The organism is Brevibacillus brevis (genome assembly GCF_031583145.1).
Taxonomy (GTDB): domain Bacteria; phylum Bacillota; class Bacilli; order Brevibacillales; family Brevibacillaceae; genus Brevibacillus; species Brevibacillus brevis_E.
Map to the genome: position 1 here is coordinate 2000540 of NZ_CP134050.1, position 15939 is coordinate 2016478.

The 15939-nt window shown below is 55.0% G+C and carries 15 protein-coding genes; 8 read left to right on the forward strand and 7 right to left on the reverse strand.

Annotated features, from left to right (window positions below):
• The first annotated feature begins 166 nt into the window (after positions 1-166).
• The 5 genes from RGB73_RS09960 to RGB73_RS09980 are packed head-to-tail and all read left to right on the forward strand — an operon-like array spanning position 167 to position 3763.
• Positions 167-997, forward strand: a complete 831-nt coding sequence (locus RGB73_RS09960) for an electron transfer flavoprotein subunit beta/FixA family protein (protein ID WP_310771442.1) — start codon at positions 167-169, stop codon at positions 995-997.
• Positions 994-2025, forward strand: a complete 1032-nt coding sequence (locus RGB73_RS09965; protein WP_310771443.1) for an electron transfer flavoprotein subunit alpha/FixB family protein — start codon at positions 994-996, stop codon at positions 2023-2025. Before RGB73_RS09960 ends, RGB73_RS09965 begins: the two co-directional genes overlap by 4 nt.
• Positions 2009-3304, forward strand: a complete 1296-nt coding sequence (locus RGB73_RS09970; protein ID WP_310771445.1) for an FAD-dependent oxidoreductase — start codon at positions 2009-2011, stop codon at positions 3302-3304. The genes RGB73_RS09965 and RGB73_RS09970 overlap by 17 nt, the downstream gene beginning before the upstream one ends.
• Positions 3304-3600: a ferredoxin family protein gene (locus RGB73_RS09975; protein ID WP_310774233.1), complete on the forward strand. Its 297-nt coding sequence runs from the start codon at positions 3304-3306 to the stop codon at positions 3598-3600. The genes RGB73_RS09970 and RGB73_RS09975 overlap by 1 nt, the downstream gene beginning before the upstream one ends.
• 16 nt (positions 3601-3616) lie before the next feature.
• Entirely contained in the window at positions 3617-3763 is a 147-nt protein-coding gene (locus tag RGB73_RS09980) for a hypothetical protein (RefSeq protein WP_310771447.1), read from the forward strand.
• Between the two features lie 54 nt (positions 3764-3817).
• On the opposite strand, the gene RGB73_RS09985 is transcribed toward RGB73_RS09980, so the two are convergent.
• The 4 genes from RGB73_RS09985 to RGB73_RS10000 form a co-directional block, all read right to left on the reverse strand.
• Positions 3818-4204 (reverse strand): M67 family metallopeptidase, encoded by a 387-nt coding sequence (locus RGB73_RS09985; protein ID WP_310771449.1) that lies wholly within the window; start codon positions 4202-4204, stop codon positions 3818-3820.
• 312 nt (positions 4205-4516) lie between these two features.
• Positions 4517-6568 carry a coiled-coil domain-containing protein gene (locus RGB73_RS09990; protein WP_310771451.1) on the reverse strand — a complete coding sequence of 684 codons (2052 nt, stop codon included), beginning with the start codon at positions 6566-6568 and terminating at the stop codon, positions 4517-4519.
• A gap of 159 nt (positions 6569-6727) precedes the next feature.
• A complete protein-coding gene (locus RGB73_RS09995) occupies positions 6728-7930 on the reverse strand; it encodes a BMQ_0737 family morphogenetic spore coat protein (protein ID WP_310771454.1) in 1203 nt (400 codons plus the stop codon).
• A gap of 106 nt (positions 7931-8036) precedes the next feature.
• Positions 8037-8918: a glycosyltransferase family 2 protein gene (locus RGB73_RS10000; RefSeq protein ID WP_310771456.1), complete on the reverse strand. Its 882-nt coding sequence runs from the start codon at positions 8916-8918 to the stop codon at positions 8037-8039.
• A 152-nt stretch (positions 8919-9070) separates the two neighbouring features.
• Here RGB73_RS10000 and RGB73_RS10005 point away from each other — a divergent pair, with 152 nt between their 5' ends.
• Positions 9071-10876 (forward strand): hypothetical protein, encoded by a 1806-nt coding sequence (locus RGB73_RS10005; protein ID WP_310771458.1) that lies wholly within the window; start codon positions 9071-9073, stop codon positions 10874-10876.
• Positions 10877-10923: 47 nt separating this feature from the next.
• On the opposite strand, the gene RGB73_RS10010 is transcribed toward RGB73_RS10005, so the two are convergent.
• A complete protein-coding gene (locus RGB73_RS10010; protein ID WP_310771460.1) occupies positions 10924-12033 on the reverse strand; it encodes a peptidoglycan-binding protein in 1110 nt (369 codons plus the stop codon).
• 93 nt (positions 12034-12126) lie between these two features.
• Between RGB73_RS10010 and RGB73_RS10015 the strand changes: the two genes are divergently transcribed.
• On the forward strand, positions 12127-12474 hold the full coding sequence (locus RGB73_RS10015; protein WP_310771462.1) for a DUF1360 domain-containing protein: 348 nt from the start codon (positions 12127-12129) through the stop codon (positions 12472-12474).
• Between the two features lie 2 nt (positions 12475-12476).
• Here RGB73_RS10015 and RGB73_RS10020 read toward each other — a convergent pair whose 3' ends face one another.
• Positions 12477-13667: a glycosyltransferase family 2 protein gene (locus RGB73_RS10020; protein ID WP_310771464.1), complete on the reverse strand. Its 1191-nt coding sequence runs from the start codon at positions 13665-13667 to the stop codon at positions 12477-12479.
• 186 nt (positions 13668-13853) lie between these two features.
• The gene (locus tag RGB73_RS10025; RefSeq protein ID WP_310774235.1) at positions 13854-14702 is read right to left on the reverse strand and encodes a DUF1698 domain-containing protein; all 849 of its coding nucleotides are present in this window, start codon (positions 14700-14702) and stop codon (positions 13854-13856) included.
• A gap of 244 nt (positions 14703-14946) precedes the next feature.
• Here RGB73_RS10025 and RGB73_RS10030 point away from each other — a divergent pair, with 244 nt between their 5' ends.
• A complete protein-coding gene (locus RGB73_RS10030) occupies positions 14947-15795 on the forward strand; it encodes a hypothetical protein (RefSeq protein WP_310771466.1) in 849 nt (282 codons plus the stop codon).
• The last annotated feature ends 144 nt before the right edge of the window (positions 15796-15939 follow it).

Below are 15939 nucleotides of genomic sequence, written 5' to 3' on the forward strand. Positions count from 1 at the left end.
TCGCGAAGTGGCTCTCATCACATGCCTTTGGTTTCTGGTCTAAGGCGGCTTTTTTCGCAATAGTCTATAACAATGAACGACAAGCTGCCCGATCCATCGCGCGAAAAGGAGACAACCATGTGCAGAAGCGGACTTTCGCGGCCCGGCAGCGGGGGAGGAATGGTACATGCTGCACATCGTCGCTTGTATTAAACAAGTGCCCGACACGAAAATCATCAAGATGAATCCCAAGACGAACACAATGGACCGGGCCAGCGCGCCCGCGATCCTCAATCCGTACGACGCTCATGCAGTCGAGGAGGCTGTCCGGCTGAAGCAGCGCTACGGGGGAACGGTCTCCGTCGTGACGATGGGGCCGCCGCCGGCAGTCAAGGCCATCCGGAAATGCGTCGAAATCGGGGCGGATGCCGGTTATCTGGTGACAGACCGTGCTTTCGCAGGGGCGGATACGCTGGCTACGAGCTATGCGCTCACCAAGGCCATCGAAAAAATCGCGGAGACGCAGCCGGTTGATCTGGTCATCTGCGGGAAGATGACGATTGATGGCGATACGGGGCAGGTAGGACCGGGCATCGCCAGAAGGCTCGACATCCCGCCGCTTACCAGCGTCCAAAAGGTAGTGGAAGTGAACAAGGCAGAAGGATACTGTATCGTCCACCGCAAGCTGGAAGACGGCTATGAGGTGATTCAATCCACACTGCCTTGCCTGTTCTCCGTGGAGAAGGACATTAACGAGGTCCCCTACTCTCCCTTGCCCAATATGCTCCGGGCGGCACGCTACGACCCCGTCGTCTGGTCAGTGGACGACTTGGGCGACATCGATCGCACGCAGCTCGGCCTGAAAGGATCTCCCACGATCGTGGCCAAGGTTTGGCCGCCGGAAAAACCGAAGGGCGGCGAAATGCTGGAAGGGTCTCCAGAGGAGAAGGTGTCGCGGCTCATGGAGATCCTGCGGGAGAAACAAGGATTGTTTCGGGTGAAGGAGGGGCAGGCATGAATCTGGAGGAATATCGCGGCATCTGGGTGTACTTGGAGGTGCGTGACGGCAAGGTCGCACCGGTATCCCTGGAACTCCTGGGAGCGGGACGGCAGATGGCTGACAAAAGGGGAGTCCCCTTGGCTGGCTTGTTGATCGGCGACGGTGTCCGGGAACTGGCCAAGACCGTCTTTCCATACGGCGCGGACCAGGTGTATGTGTACGACGATCCGATTTTTCGAGAATACCGTACGGAATCCTACATGCGTGCTGTCATCGAAAGCGTCCAGAAGCACAAGCCGGAAATCATCCTGTACGGAGCGACCTCCACAGGAAAAGACTTGGCGAGTGCAGTGGCGACGGATTTGGAGACAGGGCTGACGGCCGACACGACGATGCTCGACGTCAATGCGGAGACGGGGCTGCTGGAAGCGAGCCGGCCTGCTTTTGGCGGCAACATCATGGCGACGATTCTGTGTAAAAAGCATCGTCCCCAGATGGCCACCGTCCGCCCGAAAGTGATGAGGGCATTAGAGCCGGATCCCTCCCGAAAAGGGGAGGTCATCCAGGAAAGCATCGCTCTTCGCGAGGAGGACGTCCGTACCAAAGTGCTGAAAATCGTCCGGGAAACCCGGGGAAAAGTCCGGCTGGACGAGGCGGATGTCATCGTGGCAGGGGGAAAAGGCCTCGGGAGCAAAGAAGGCTTTGCGCTGATCCATCGCTTCGCGGAGAAGATCGGGGCCACGGTGGGAGCAAGCAGGGACGCGGTCGAAGCAGGATGGATCGACCATGAGCATCAGGTCGGGCAAACCGGCGTGACGGTGACCCCGAAAATTTACTTCGCCATCGGGATTTCCGGCGCGATCCAGCACTTGGTCGGCATGCGCAATTCGGGCCTGATCATTGCGATCAACAAAGATCCAAACGCGCTCATCTTCCAATCGTGTCACTACGGAATCGTAGGAGATGCCTTTGAAATCGTCCCTTTATTAATGGAAGCGTTTCAAAAGGAGCCGGACAAGGAGGTCCAGTATGGCGGAAAAATTTGATGTCATTGTGGTCGGAGCGGGTCCGGCGGGGACGGCATGCGCGTATACACTGGCAAAGGCAGGCGTGAACGTGCTGCTGATGGAGCGCGGCGAATACCCCGGCTCCAAAAATGTGATGGGCGGCGTGTTGTACCGCAAGACGATGGAGGACATCATTCCCGGGTTTTACAAAGAGGCGCCGGTAGAGCGTCCCATCGTCGAGCAGCGGTTTATGATGCTTGACAAGGAGTCCGCCATAAACTTCAGCTACAAAGGGATGGAGTGGGCCCAGGAGCCCTACAACAACTTCACCGTTTTGCGGGCCAAATTCGACCAGTGGTTCGCAGACAAGGCGGTGCAGGCAGGGGCGCTGCTGCTCAACGAGACCGTGGCGCTGGAGTGCATCGTCGAAAATGGAAAGGTAGCGGGAATTCGTACGGACCGCCCCGACGGAGATGTGTACGCGGACGTAGTCGTCTTGGCTGACGGTGTCAATTCCCTCCTCGCCAAGTCCCTCGGCTTCCACAAGGAATTCCGCCCGGATGAAGTGGCGCTCGCCGTCATGGAGGTCCTCAAGCTCGATCGGAAAATCATCGAGGACCGCTTCAATCTGGAGGGCGATCACGGCTGTACGATCGAAATCTTCGGAGACTCGACGAAGGGAATTCTGGGCACCGCCTGGCTCTATACAAACAAGGACAGTCTCAACATCGGGGTGGGGACCATGCTCTCCGGGCTGATCAAGCACAAGATCAAACCGTACGAGCTGCTGGACTACGTGAAGAATCATCCCATGATCCGCCCCTATCTCCAAGGCTGCGAACAGCAGGAATACTTGGCGCATTTGATCCCCGAGGGCGGCTACCGCTCCATGCCCAAGATCGTTGGAAATGGGGTCCTCGTCGTAGGAGATGCCGCACAACTGGTCAATGCCATTCACCGTGAGGGCTCCAATATGGCGATGGCTTCCGGTGTGATGGCCGCCGAGACGATTCTGAAAGCCAAAGAGGCGGGAGATTATTCCGTGCATGCACTTGATTCGTACCGTGTGAATCTGCTGAACAGCTTTGTCGGGCAAGACTTGAAAAAGTACCAGGACGCGACGCACCACTTCGAAAAATTCCCGCAGTATTTTGAACAGTACATCCCGATGATGAACAGGGCGGCCAGCCAAATGTTCACGGTGGACGGCACATCCAAGTGGAGCAAGCAGAAAAAAATCTGGAGCGAGCTCGGTTCGGCCAAAGACAAATGGAAAATGGCTCGCGATCTGATGAACGCGTGGAGGGTGATGAAGTGATGGAAAACCTGCCCAAAGGCCAGTCGATCGAAGAGAAGCAGTATTTGGTTCGATTCAAGGCAGACACGCAGTCTCATCTGCATGTGCTAAGCGCCGACGTATGTGCGACCCAGTGCCCCGATAAGCTATGTACCATTTTTTGTCCGGCGGAAGTATACAAATGGGAAGAGGTGCGGATGCATGTGGGATACGAAGGATGCCACGAATGCGGAAGCTGCCGGATCGGCTGCCCCTATGAAAATATCAAGTGGGAGTATCCAAAAGGCGGTCACGGGATTATTTTCAGACTCGGGTAATGGGCGGGGAGCCGGCATGATCAAGGAAGGAGACAAGGTCGTGTATCTGAAGGACGGTGTGCGCGGAATTGTCATACGTGTCGAGGAGGACCGTTGCCACGTCTTGTGGGAGGACGAATTTGCAAGTTGGGAGAAAATGGAGCTGCTGCTTCTCGATCGTTGAAACGAAGAAAGAACAGCGGGAGGAGTTCCCCCGCTGTTCTCGTATCATGGGGTTTTACCTGAGCTCGAAGCGAAGCGGGAATGCCCGCCCGCCACAGATCCGATAACAACCGAGTGATGGCTGTGGTGAGGAAAGGGATACGATGAGGTAAGCCGCCTCCGGGTAGTACGCATACGCGATATCCTCGGGGGATGGAACGGGAGGAGCGGTAGGGTGGGAGTGGTAGATGCCCACCAGAGACTCCCCCTTCAACGCCATTTTTTGCAGGACCTTCTGGATTTGACGAGAGTCCATGGCAAACGCTACCGGACTCTTTTCGACGTTTTCCATCCGCCAGATTGTCTCTGCGCATCCGCTTCTGCCCGAAAGCAGTCCGCATGCCTCTGTAGGGCGTTCTTCCACACAGTGTCTGATCATTTCATGCCAGACCGTTCGGGACATGGCGAAAGATGCTTCACCAACATTAGCCTTGCCAGCGGCGACCGCAGCATCCCCCTGTAGGTTTCGACTGAACGTACGGCTTGACGTTGTGAACGGGGCCGGATTTCGGAAGTGGGGTAAGGGGTCTCGCCATTTGTGGTTGCTGCACCGGCCTACCGGGCATTTGCGGACGGTATACCGGCATTTGCTGACGTTGTTGGTAAAGAGCGCGGAGTTGTTCAGGTGTCATGATTTTCACTCCCTTTCTGTACTGTACTATGTTCTATTCAATGCAGGGCTGCATGGTAACGGCATTTGCACATCGGAAGCAGTTCACTTGAACGGATTGATCGGGTTGCCTTGGTTCGCATATGGCGGAAGGGGGAAATTCGACGGAAGAGTGGACTGGATCCGCGTCGGCGACTGTTGGCTCGGCTGTACCGGGATCGAAGTGCTTTGCGTAGAGAGCGTATTGGGCAATTGGCTCAGCATCTTGTTGGCCCTGGCTTCTTTTTGCGTGAAGTCCTTGATCGCCTGCTTGTATTTTTCTTCCTTGGCCTGAAGTTCCTTCACCAATTGCTTTAGCCCATCTACCGTCTTTTTCAGGACATTTTCTTCGGCGGTTACCTGCTCGAGCTCTTTCTCCTTGGCTTGCAGCTTTTGTTGGTATTCTCGCTGGGCAGCGTCCGCATGGGACAAGATTTGCTGCGCTTTTTCCTGAGCCGCTACGGATTGGGCAAGCTGTTCTTTTGTCAGATGGAGCTGCTTCTCATATTCGTCGGCCTTGTTTTGCGCGGCAAGCAGCAGCTCCTCATATTCGTTGGCCTTATGTTGGGTGTCATGCAGCAGCTTCGTAAATTCTTCGACCGTATCCTGAGCGGAAATCAGCTGCTTTTCAAATTGATCGGCTTTTTGATGAGCAGCCCGGAGCTGCTCCTCATACTCGGAGACCTTCTCTTGAGTAGCAAACAGCTGCTTTTCAAATTCATCGGTTTTTTGATGAGCAGCCTGGAGCTGCTCCTCATACTCGGCGACCTTCTCTTGAGCGGCAAGCAGCAGCTTTTCAAATTCATCAGCTTTACGTTGAGCAGCCACGAGTTGCTCTTCATACTCAGCGGCTTTCTCTTGACCGACTTGCAGCTGCTTCTCGAGTGCTTCCACCTGAGCTTGCGCAGCTTGCAGCAGCTTTTCGCGTTCGTCGGCCTTGTCATGGGCAGACTGCAGCTGCTTTTCGTAATCATCGGCTTTGTCCTGAGTGGTCTGCAGCAGCTGGGCGAGCTCCTCGATCTGGTCCTGTGCTGCTTGGAGGCTCAAGGCGTGCTGCTCGGTGCTTTCCTGCTGGGAATGGCGAACTTCGGCCAGTTCCTGCTCTTTTTGCTCCAAAGCATCTTTCCACTCTTGCGCCCGTTGTTCCCACGCGGCTCTCGCTTCTTCCAATTGCTGATGCTCGTGGAGCAGTTGTGCTTCCCGCTGGCCTGCCGAGGAGATTTGATGCTGCGCAAGCTCCAGCTTCTCGGTCCACTGGCGTACGCTTTCCTGCAGCTGTTGAATCGCATGCTCCTGGTCAGCTACCACCTGGATGAGCTGGGACTCTTTGCGTTTGGCCCCTTCCAGCTGCTGCTCAACGGCAGCCAGCCATTGTTCGTCTACCTGCGGCTCCTGCTCCAGCTGATTTTGCAGGGCAATGACTGTTTCCTGCACAGTGGCTTCCTTTTGCCGGGATTCTTCGAGCTGCTGACGGAGCGATTCCAAGGCTTGATGGAGGGCCGCTTCCTGCTCTTGGTACCCGGCGATTCTCTCGTCCTTATGGCCATTTTCCCGTTCGGCCTCGGCCGCTTTGTGGGCGTATTGCGCTACTTCCTGTTCCAACTCCTGAAGCTTTTGCTTCCAGTGGGCTTCTGCCGCTTCCTGGCGGGCCAGCCATTCTTCCTGCAGCGTGTGAAGAGCGCCATCATCCGCCTGCTCGGAACGCTTCGCCTCGAGCAATTCTCCTCTCAGCTCTTCGGCTTCTTGCCTCCATTTGGCTTCGCGTTCCTTGTAGGCGGAAATGGTCTGTTCCCGTTGCTGCAGCAATGCTTGATGCTTCTCGATCGCTTCTTTCATCTGGGTGAGCTGCTGCTGAGCTGTCTCCCAGTTTTCCTGCCACTCCCGCTCTCTTTCCCGAAGCGCCAAAACAGCTTCCTCGTAATCCTGTACAGCGTTTTGACGGAGATTTTCTCTCTGGCGCAGCGTTTCGAGCTCCTCCTGAAGCTGTTGAATGACCAGACTGTATTGGGCGGCTTTTTCTTCGTAGTAGTACGCTTGTTTTTTCAACAGCAGCAATTTCTCGTTACCGGTTTTCCCTTTTCCGCTCGTGCTGGTGCTGGAGGTCTTTTTTTTGAGCACGTGTTGTCCTCCTTTTTTCGTGTAGGTATCCTCTATAGTCATATGTAACGGGTGGGGATTGGTGCCTGTATTCGCAGCGGCGCGACATGGATAAAAAGAAAGACGGGAGAAGCTGCAGTCTTCTCCCGCCAGATATGGAAATACGGTATTCGTTTACCATTACGGAGTGGTGATGACGATATCCCCGAAGGTGACGCAGTCTGCCACCAGCAATTGTTCGTCTGGAACGACGGTGACGGTTGCGGAGAAGACGAGTACGCCGGCAGGATCTGTCAGGGTGAAGAGGATGACGTCTGGCAGACCGAGGCCCGTTTCGGCTACTGTCAGCGAGTAAGTCAGCGTGTCTTGTGTGCCGGTAGCGGTGAACGTTCTCACACCTGTACCGGTTACCGTGAGTCCTGTCACGATAGCGATACCTGGCAGGACCGTTATGCAAGTAGGCGAGCTGATGGATGTCGGCGAGAAGCTGAAGCTTTGGTCGCCAGGCAGTGCATCAGGCAAGATATTGTCAAAGAAGTTAAAGGTAAACGAGCTGCTGGATGGATCGCAAACCGGACAAATATCTGCGATAAGCTGAATGGTACCGACTGCAGCCACGAGCGGAACACCGATGCTTACGCCCACGCTAGGCACAAGCGCGTTGACAGATGCCTGGCAATCGCAGTTCGCAACTGGGAAGATCGGCGGGCATTGTGGCGGGAACACGAACGGCGGGCAGCGGAAGGAAGGCGTCGGAGATGGGACAGGAATGTTGTTGGGACGAGGCGAGCAGAATTTGGCCAGGACTTCCAGTTTGACTTCCGCTTCGACTTGAACCTCTACGCACACAATGACGTCGAGCTGTACCATGCCACCCAGGAGGACGTTTCCGACCGGGTTGCACTCGAGCGCGCTGATGCGGCAGACGACGTTGTTTTCATCGAGTGGCTCAGGCAGGCACAGGACGACTTCCTGATCGAACTGGACGGTGGTCGTAAATTCGCACAGCGGCGTACCGTCGGCGAAGACGCGGACGAGTACAGTTGCGCCGAATACGAACCGGACGACACCGACGCGAACCGTGGTACCACCGACAACGATACTCTCGCGGCGAATGCTTACGACGTTGCAGGTAGGACCGGGTGCAACCGGCTCCACGCAGGAGATGGTGATTTCTTGGCCGGCACGAATCGCTGCGTCTACCAGAGCTCGACAATCGTCGGGAAGGGCGACCTTATTCCGGTAGCTATTGGCGAGAACGACCCAGTCATACACCTTGTTGACGCGAATGCACTCCGGCTGCAAATTGTTCGGGATCGGCGGAGTAGCGGTTGGCGTCGGTGTAGGGAGCTGGCGACCCTTAATGGGCTTCACTTGATTCACCGTATGAATCCTTCCTTTCCTAGGGGATTTGCTTTGCAGTTACATACTATGTGGGCAACGGTAAATTTGCTTGTCAACGAATGCCCATTTTTAGGTAGATGCAACGTTAAAACGGAATACGGAACTTTTGGAAGAACCAGTTGTCGTCATATTTTCGCTGGGCGAGGTAGCGCATGCGCTGAGCGGCGGCCCCGTGGGTCAGGACGTCGTCGTCGATGTCTGAGGCTTTCGCGTACACAATCAGTTTCTTGCAAGCTTCGATGCGCGGTTCGCTGAAGTGGCTGTAAGCCATCCGCAGCATGTTGTAGTAGACGTGCTCGTGAACGACGGTGTAAGGATGAGACTGTCGGAACAGGTGCAGGATTTTGACCGAAGGCTGGACCATGCACGTATACCCGAAGAGCCACATCTTGATGGAAAACTCGATATCCTCGAATCCCCAGACGCGAAATCCGCGATCAAATCCCCCGACCTTGCGAAAAACATCTTTGGATACGACAAAACAGCCGCCGGGCAAGACGGCGACCGGCGATGGCTGGTGAGGATTCGGATTCCAGACGACGCCGAGGCGATGGTCGAGTGACTGACCGTATCCGATCTTGTGCGGTTCCGTCAGGGAAGCGATGCCGGGAGCCACGCCGTCTGCCTTCTTGGTGAGAATCAGGTCCATTAACCGATCGATCCAGAAGTTCTCGAACGTCAAATGAGCATCGCAGAAGACGAGGTAGGATCCCTTCGCATGATCGGCTCCGAGATTGCGGGCTGCCGCCGCGCCGATCCCTTCGGTGGTAATGAGTTGGATTTGCGGAGACGGCTGCTGGGTGAGGAAATAGCAACAGTTATCCGTCGAAGCATCGTCGACCACGATGACTTCGTAAGAATGATTGGTCCGGCAGTTAAAAAGGGAGGTGATGGTGGCACGCACGTTGTCTCCCTCGTTTTTTACGGGAATGATGATGGAGACCAGCGGCGTATGCTGGACGGACATTTGACCACTCCTTTCTCCCTGCCATGGTATGCGTGAGGCCATTTGGTGGAACGCCCAGAGGGAAAATTGCAATCCGGCGTTTCACTCTTGGGAATAGGCATTCATACAATAAGGCGGGCGAGTATCGACAGAGTCGTGAAGGAGTGACAGGGATGGACGTCGAGGTTTACTATGGCGGGCAGCGTGGCGGCGTGATGCCGTATACGGCTCTGCCTGCGTTTCGTCTGTTTTGCAAGCAAAACGGGTTCCAGCTGAAGTGGGACCCCAAAGAGAGACGGGTTGATCTGGACTCGGGGCTGAAGGGGAGAGTGTGTGTCCTCTATGCGGGAGCGGTCTCGGATGGTTCCGTACACGAGAGGGAAATTGCGGAAAAAGTGCAGCGTTTTGTTTCGGATTACGGGTTGGAGGTCGTCTTCGGCCGCAAAGGAGACGCTGCCTCGAGGGAAGCCGATGTCGCCATTCGCATCAGCGTCAAGGAGATGCGCACACTGGAAAAGCCGAAAATCGTGTTGCATCAGCCCGACGACCGTCGAGAGCTGGCGAGGTCCCTGCAATCAGAGCTGAGACAGACGGGAATGGCTTGCCTTCTCAAAGGGAGCAAACCGGCAAAGCTTTCCGGTACGGCCGTTCACATGCAGCTGCAAATCCCGCAATTTACGGAAATATATAAGCGAAAAGCGTACGTGGAGAAGGTTGCGTTTTATTTGGCGTCCGGTATCCTGAGCTACTTCCAGGAAGATCAACGCATTTTGCCTTTCGCCTATTTGCCGCCGAACTTGATTAAATTGTTCTTTGACAGTGTCTTGCAGGGCCAGCCGCATTTTGCCTCGCTGGTGCCGGCAGAACGGCAGATGGATGAGGCGGATCTGTTGGAAGAAGCCGAAAGCATCCAGGAAGCTCCGAATGAGCCGGCTCGGGTATATATACGGATGGAAGAGGAAGAGGATGAAGATGAGGACGAGGACGATTGGGTGGAATGGAAAGAAAGAGAGGGAGGTACGTACCAGAAATCAAGCACGAATGGGGATGACATAGAAAATCAGGTGGAGCCTGATCGACTGGAAGCAGTGGAGCCTGATGAAATGGCTACAGAGGCAGAAGCGGACCAGCACATTGAAGTGGACGCGGAGGCTGACGGAATCACCCAGGTCCAAGCAGATACGCAGGTCGAGGAGGAAATTGTTGGTAAAGCAGCCGCACAGGTCCAAACAGACATGGTCGCGGAAGCCGGCGAGCAGGTCGTGGCAGAAATGGGGTCTGAAGCAGCCGCACAGTCTGATTCTGTCGACTTTGCCGTAGATGACGATTCAGAGAATGCCGGCGACGAGGGACGGGATGTATTTCTTGACGACCAGGCCGAAGAGCTGATGGAGGAAGATTTGGTGCTGACCATTCACGGCCACCAGCCAACACCCGAGCAAGTGGAAGAAGCCGCTGCTTCCGTGGCAGAACAAGGAGTACATCTGGCTGACCCGGTCCTGGAAGAAGCAAGGGTAGAGGCAGAGGTGTTTTTTGATTACACCTTGATCCACACGGACTCTGAGGAAAGGCCCTATCTCTTGATCGGCACGTTGCAGGTGAAAAATACGGGGACCGAGGCTCTTTACAATCCGATCGTCTGCCTGAAAGTCAATCCGTTCGACTCGATCAAGATGGGAGGACAGATCCTTCCGCCCAAGTTCGTGGACACGATGGCCGTCCAAGGATCGAATGGCATGCTCGGATGGAGGTATCTCCACGACGATTGGTTCGCGCAGGCACGGGAGCGAGGAGAGTACTGGATCGCGCCGATTCAGCCCGTCCAAATCGAACCGAAGGCGACGGAGTCGTTTCAAAACTTCCAGATATCCTTTCTCAAGCAGGCTGCCGGACAGTCTGTCATTGTCGAGGGGATGGTGCTTTGCAACGACCAGGAGGCCCATTTTTTCGCCAACAACCGGATTGCCATCACGTTCTGAATGAGAAAAAGCCCACCATTTCCTTACGGGATGGTGGGCGCAACTGATTACTTTTTCAGGAACATTTGCACGAACGTTTTTCCGTATGGGCCGCCATTCACGACAGCGATCCCGACGTAATCGTAGGTGCCGCTCAAAATATTGGCTTTGTGCCCCGAAGAGTTCATAAACATCTGATGGGCGCCGCTGACCGTCGGGTTCTGGGCGATGTTTTCAGCGGCCGCGATGTAGCCTATGCCGAACGTATCCATCATCTGGAACGGAGAGCCGTACGTGGGAGACGTGTGGCTGAAGTAGCCCTTGTCTACCATCTCTTGTGCTTTCACTCGTGCGACTTTCGTCAGCTGCAGGTCCACTTGGTAGGGAGCAAGCCCGCGACTCGCACGCTCCTGGTTCACCAGCTGCACCATCTCTTTTTCATCCGCCGTCAATTCGGACGGCAGGGGAACTTGCGCGTTGGAATTTTGGCCGGAGCCGGAGTTTTGGGAAGAATGGTTATTGTTGTTGCTGGTGTTATTGTTGTTATTTTGCGAAGGAGCGGAAGGCTGCGACGGATTGGCGTCCGGTTTGTGGTTCTTGTACTGGTCCGCGATCGTGCTGTAGGTCTTCGCGTCTGCTTCTCCTGTCAGCGTCTGTTTGTTGCGGGATTGGAACAGCATGACGGCAAACCGGGTCGACTCGTCGTAGGTGCCGGTCGCAGTCACCTTGTAGCCAAGCGTGGCGAGCATTTTTTGCAATTCTTTGACGCGATCGCCTGTAGAGCCCAGTTTGAGGGTAGCAGTTTGATCAGGAGTGCTCGGTTTTGCGGGAGAAGTCGGCTTGGTATCCGGCTTTTGAGGCTTTTGGGCCGCGTTGTAAACCTGCTTGAGCTTGTTGTACGTGGTCAGATTGACGACGCCCGTCTGCCGGAGCTTGTATTTCTTCTGAAATTTCTTGACGTTGTACGCCGTGTAGCTGTTGTACAGCTTGTCCACTTTCAGCTTGTAGTCGAATTTCAAAGCGTCGAGCATCTTTTCGACTTCCAGGACTTTCGAATGGTTCATTCCTTTTTTCAGAGGAGTGAACGTCGCGGCTTTTGCATGTGCTTGTTGTCCGATCATGGTGAAGGAGACGGACAGAGAAAGGATTGCTGCAATCTTCGTAAAGTTGCGATTCATGTCATCACGCCTTTCGCTGGTTTGTCGTGTCCAATGGTAACAAACTGGCGCAAAGGCCGGAAAGTGAAAATTACTGGAAAGGGATGGAGAGAGATGTACGACATCTCCTGGATCGACTTGACCATACTCGTGCTGGCCAGCTTCCGTCTCACCCATCTGATCGTATTTGACGAGATCACATCGTTTCTGCGCGACCCCTTTATTTCCGTGACCTTCGAGATGGATGCAGCCGGGGGGATGACACGCCAGCTGACATTCAAAGGGGGGCCGATTCGCCAGTGGATCGGCCAGCTGCTCAGCTGCTACTGGTGCGTCGGCATTTGGGCAGCGCTCTTCATCGTTCTGCTTTATTTTTATGTACCGGCCGCGTATCCCTTCCTGCTCCTGCTCGCAATCGCGGGAGCGGCGGCCGTGATCGAAACCAGGCTGTACATGGGGTAAGGTCAGTTGCGGAACGCCCGGTAGACGATCGTCTCTTCGTGCGTCAGCGGAATGAGGTCTTCCGCCATATAACCGCCGACCGGCTTGTTTTCCACTTGAGGGAGAGCCGGTGCTCCGACGCTGGTCGAAGAGATGTCGATGCGATGTGTCAGGCTGCGCGGATCCAGCGGGATCTCCAGGGCGAAAAGCGCTCTAGTGACGGTGAAGCGCTTGGCCAGCGCGCCGTTCACAAGCGCGGTCAAGGTAAAAGGCTTGGGCAGCTGCATCGGGACGCCGGGGATCTTGCCCTTTACCAACAAAATCTGGGCGGGTGCGTCAGGGTCGGACTCCATCGTGGCTCGCAGGATCGGAGGCGCCCACATGTCCACATATCGATTCATTCCGGTGATTCTCGTGGAATTCGATCGAAGCGTCTTCAGCTGCCTGAGCAAATCAGTCACGGCCATTCCCCGGTAGTGGGGGAGGTAGGATACCCAGCCCGGCGGTATGGCCGAGTAGTGCTTGGCCAGTGATTTCAATACTTCCGGCACACCGACGGAATGCCATTGGGTCGCGGATTTGCATGCGCCGTGTATGCGGGCGTTGGCCAAATACTCCCCTACAAACCCAATCGGATACGCTTTGGCAATTCGCATCCACAGCTCGTAATCCATGCAAAACTGGAGCTTTTCATTGACGCCGCCCATCTGCCGGAACACGTGGGTGCGTATGAAAGCGGACGGCTGGCAGATGACGCAGGACTGGAACAGTTTTTTCGCGTCAGCCTTTTCCGACGGATACGTGCTGTAGGCCTGGCCCGCCTCATCCGTGACCCGGCCCAGTCCATGAATCATTCCGCAGGCGGGCTGCTGCTGAAAGGCATGCACAGCCTTGCGGATCGCGCCAGGCAAATACGTGTCATCCGAGTTCAGCCAGCCGATGATTTCCCCTTGGGCCATAGCGAGCCCCTTGTTGATCGCGTGTGATTGTCCGTTGTCCGGCTCGGAAACAAAGCGGAAACGGGGGTCTCTTTGCGCGTATTCCTGCAAAATGGAGAGAGTCTGATCGGTGGAGCCTCCATCCACGACGATGTGTTCGAGGTGCGGATAGTCTTGGCTCAAGACGCTATCTATCGTATCGCGGATGAACTTTCCCTGGTTGTAGGAGGGGGTAATGACAGATACAAGTGGCAGCGGTGACAGTGGCAGTGACAACAGAAACACTCCCTTGCGCGAAATCTATGGTACGTGTACATGAAGCGTGCTACGAGCAGTTTATGTCCAAGAGCTCCATTCCGCATCCGGACGGCTGCCCGATTATTTGTTGCAGGCTGCATTTCCGCATAGAAAAACAGGTGCCTCCGGCAGCTTGCGCCGGCTTTGCACCTGTTTTTTTGCCGGTTAAAGGTAGTCCGGCACCAGACCCGGGTTGCGAAACACCCTGATCAATTCCGCATACGCTTTCTGGTCGATCGCGCTTCCTGGAATTGCCCGGGCCACCAGACTGACACGGCCTGCGTCGTAATGGCTCCGTTTGCCGGACGGGATGGTCCGGATCGACTCGGGTATCGGTTCGAACAAGGTACCTCGGAGCATTTCGATCAAGCACGGAACGGTGGGCAGCCACCAGGTCGTGTCGTCGGGGTAGATACGGTCCATTTTTCCAGGAGGACCGTTGTACACCATCATCGATTGGTTCATGTCGAGAATGCAAGCGGTCTCGAGCAGCAAATGACCGCCCGTTTTCAAGACGCTCCTGCTCTGGGACAGCGTCCAGAGCGGGTCGCGAAGATGGTAGAGCAGCCCGAGATGCTGCACGATGTCAAATTTGTTGTGGTAGATTTGCTGTGGAAAAGGAAGACCGTTTGTAAAGTCGTCCATCAAGAGGACCTGCAGCCCTTCCCAAAGCTTGTAAGGAGTAATGTTGTAGAGCGGCAGGACTTTGCTTTCCAAAATTTGTTTACAAAACTCAAAGTTCTGGTACAGTGGCTGCATGCAGTCTGTGGCCACGACCAAGCTGGCGCCGAGCTGCTCGGCTTCGAACGACCACATGCCGTCGAAACTGGCGAGGTCCAGAACTCGTTTGCCTGCATAGGACAGATACGACCTGGATTGGCGAGTCATGTTCCACAAGTCGGTCAGCTGCTCGATCCCGGGCGTGACGATGCCGGGCCGAAGCGTGATTTTATGATACCAGGCCCGTTTTTGTATCTCGGCGACAATTTCATCATTCGTCCAGTGCCTTCCCATCACGGTTTTCCCCCCTTGTTTCACGTCCATATTCCCTGGTTCTTTTTTGCTGGAACGGAATATTTACTTGCCGTATACCATATGTACAAGACATCTGGGTTGAACCGGTATAGAAACATTATTTTTGTCTCAAACAGGGAATTTGCGCGATTTGCACGTGCGGTCGGGGGCGGCTGTCCGGTTCTCGCTGCTTTCTCCATACATAAAGTATGGCAGGGAAAGAGGAGAGAGGAGTCGTGAATCAATGTCTTTGCCTATCGTTTTCATGCATCGGGGGGATGACGAATACCTCGCATACAGTTTGGCCCAAGCCATGTGGAGCAACCCCAGGTCTCCCATCCTGTTGTTCGGGAAGCCGGCCAACCAGAAATTCGCCCAGAACGGGATCACCCATGTCATGATGGACGATTACATGGGCTCTGCCAGGGAGTTTGCCAAGGTATACAGGCATATCCATCACATGCCCTACGAATACAACCTCTTCTGCTTTCAGCGCTGGTTCATTCTGCGCGATTTCATGAAGGTGCACAACATATCGAAATGCTGTTATCTCGATTCCGATGTGATGCTGTATACGGACGTAAACAACCCGCTTTTTGACACGTTCATGATGGAATTCGTATGGACCAACTTCGTGGAGCTCTCCCGTTTGGAGCAGTTTTGCAGCTTTGTCACGGCCCATTTCGAAAATGTGGCGCTGTTTGGTCAGGTCGTATCGTTCACCCTAAAAAGCAAGGATCATCTGCGATTCGGCATGCCGCTCGTCACCGATATGGTGCTTGGCGTCATGTTTCTTCAGCGATCGCCCGGTTACCGCATGAGCCATGGCCTGTACCACAGCGGCTTCTTCGACGGAAACGTCCAGCAGTCCCTGTTTACGGAGAGCGCGGGAGGAAAGAAAAAAATCTATGTGAGCGACGGTCAGCTCTACTGCAAGCACATCCAGACAAACAGCCGACTTTCTCTATTCTCCCTGCATTTTCAGGGGGATGTGATGAAACACTATATGAAATTTTTCTACTCTCCTGCACTACCCCAGGAAGGGACCCTTTCCTTTGACTATCCATCCTGCCGATGGCTGCCTGCAACCTAGCGGGCAGAAGCCCTGCGGAGCCTGGCGCCTGGGCGCACCAGGCTATTTGCTGTGGGCATCTATCATCTCTTTCGAGTGAATCGACCATTTTGCTGGGACAATAGAGCATCGATATCCCGATACGCATATGATGAGGCAGGCAAC

Excerpts from the sequence above, each read along its gene's own strand:
- RGB73_RS09985 (WP_310771449.1), bottom strand. The coding sequence starts at position 4,204 with ATGTCCCGAACGGTCTGGCATGAAATGATCAGACACTGTGTGGAAGAA.
- RGB73_RS09970 (WP_310771445.1), top strand. The coding sequence starts at position 2,009 with ATGGCGGAAAAATTTGATGTCATTGTGGTCGGAGCGGGTCCGGCGGGG.
- RGB73_RS09960 (WP_310771442.1), top strand. The coding sequence starts at position 167 with ATGCTGCACATCGTCGCTTGTATTAAACAAGTGCCCGACACGAAAATC.
- RGB73_RS09965 (WP_310771443.1), top strand. The coding sequence starts at position 994 with ATGAATCTGGAGGAATATCGCGGCATCTGGGTGTACTTGGAGGTGCGT.
- RGB73_RS10005 (WP_310771458.1), top strand. The coding sequence starts at position 9,071 with ATGGACGTCGAGGTTTACTATGGCGGGCAGCGTGGCGGCGTGATGCCG.
- RGB73_RS09975 (WP_310774233.1), top strand. The coding sequence starts at position 3,304 with ATGGAAAACCTGCCCAAAGGCCAGTCGATCGAAGAGAAGCAGTATTTG.
- RGB73_RS10025 (WP_310774235.1), bottom strand. The coding sequence starts at position 14,702 with ATGGGAAGGCACTGGACGAATGATGAAATTGTCGCCGAGATACAAAAA.
- RGB73_RS10030 (WP_310771466.1), top strand. The coding sequence starts at position 14,947 with ATGTCTTTGCCTATCGTTTTCATGCATCGGGGGGATGACGAATACCTC.
- RGB73_RS10015 (WP_310771462.1), top strand. The coding sequence starts at position 12,127 with ATGTACGACATCTCCTGGATCGACTTGACCATACTCGTGCTGGCCAGC.
- RGB73_RS10010 (WP_310771460.1), bottom strand. The coding sequence starts at position 12,033 with ATGAATCGCAACTTTACGAAGATTGCAGCAATCCTTTCTCTGTCCGTC.
- RGB73_RS10000 (WP_310771456.1), bottom strand. The coding sequence starts at position 8,918 with ATGTCCGTCCAGCATACGCCGCTGGTCTCCATCATCATTCCCGTAAAA.
- RGB73_RS09980 (WP_310771447.1), top strand. The coding sequence starts at position 3,617 with ATGATCAAGGAAGGAGACAAGGTCGTGTATCTGAAGGACGGTGTGCGC.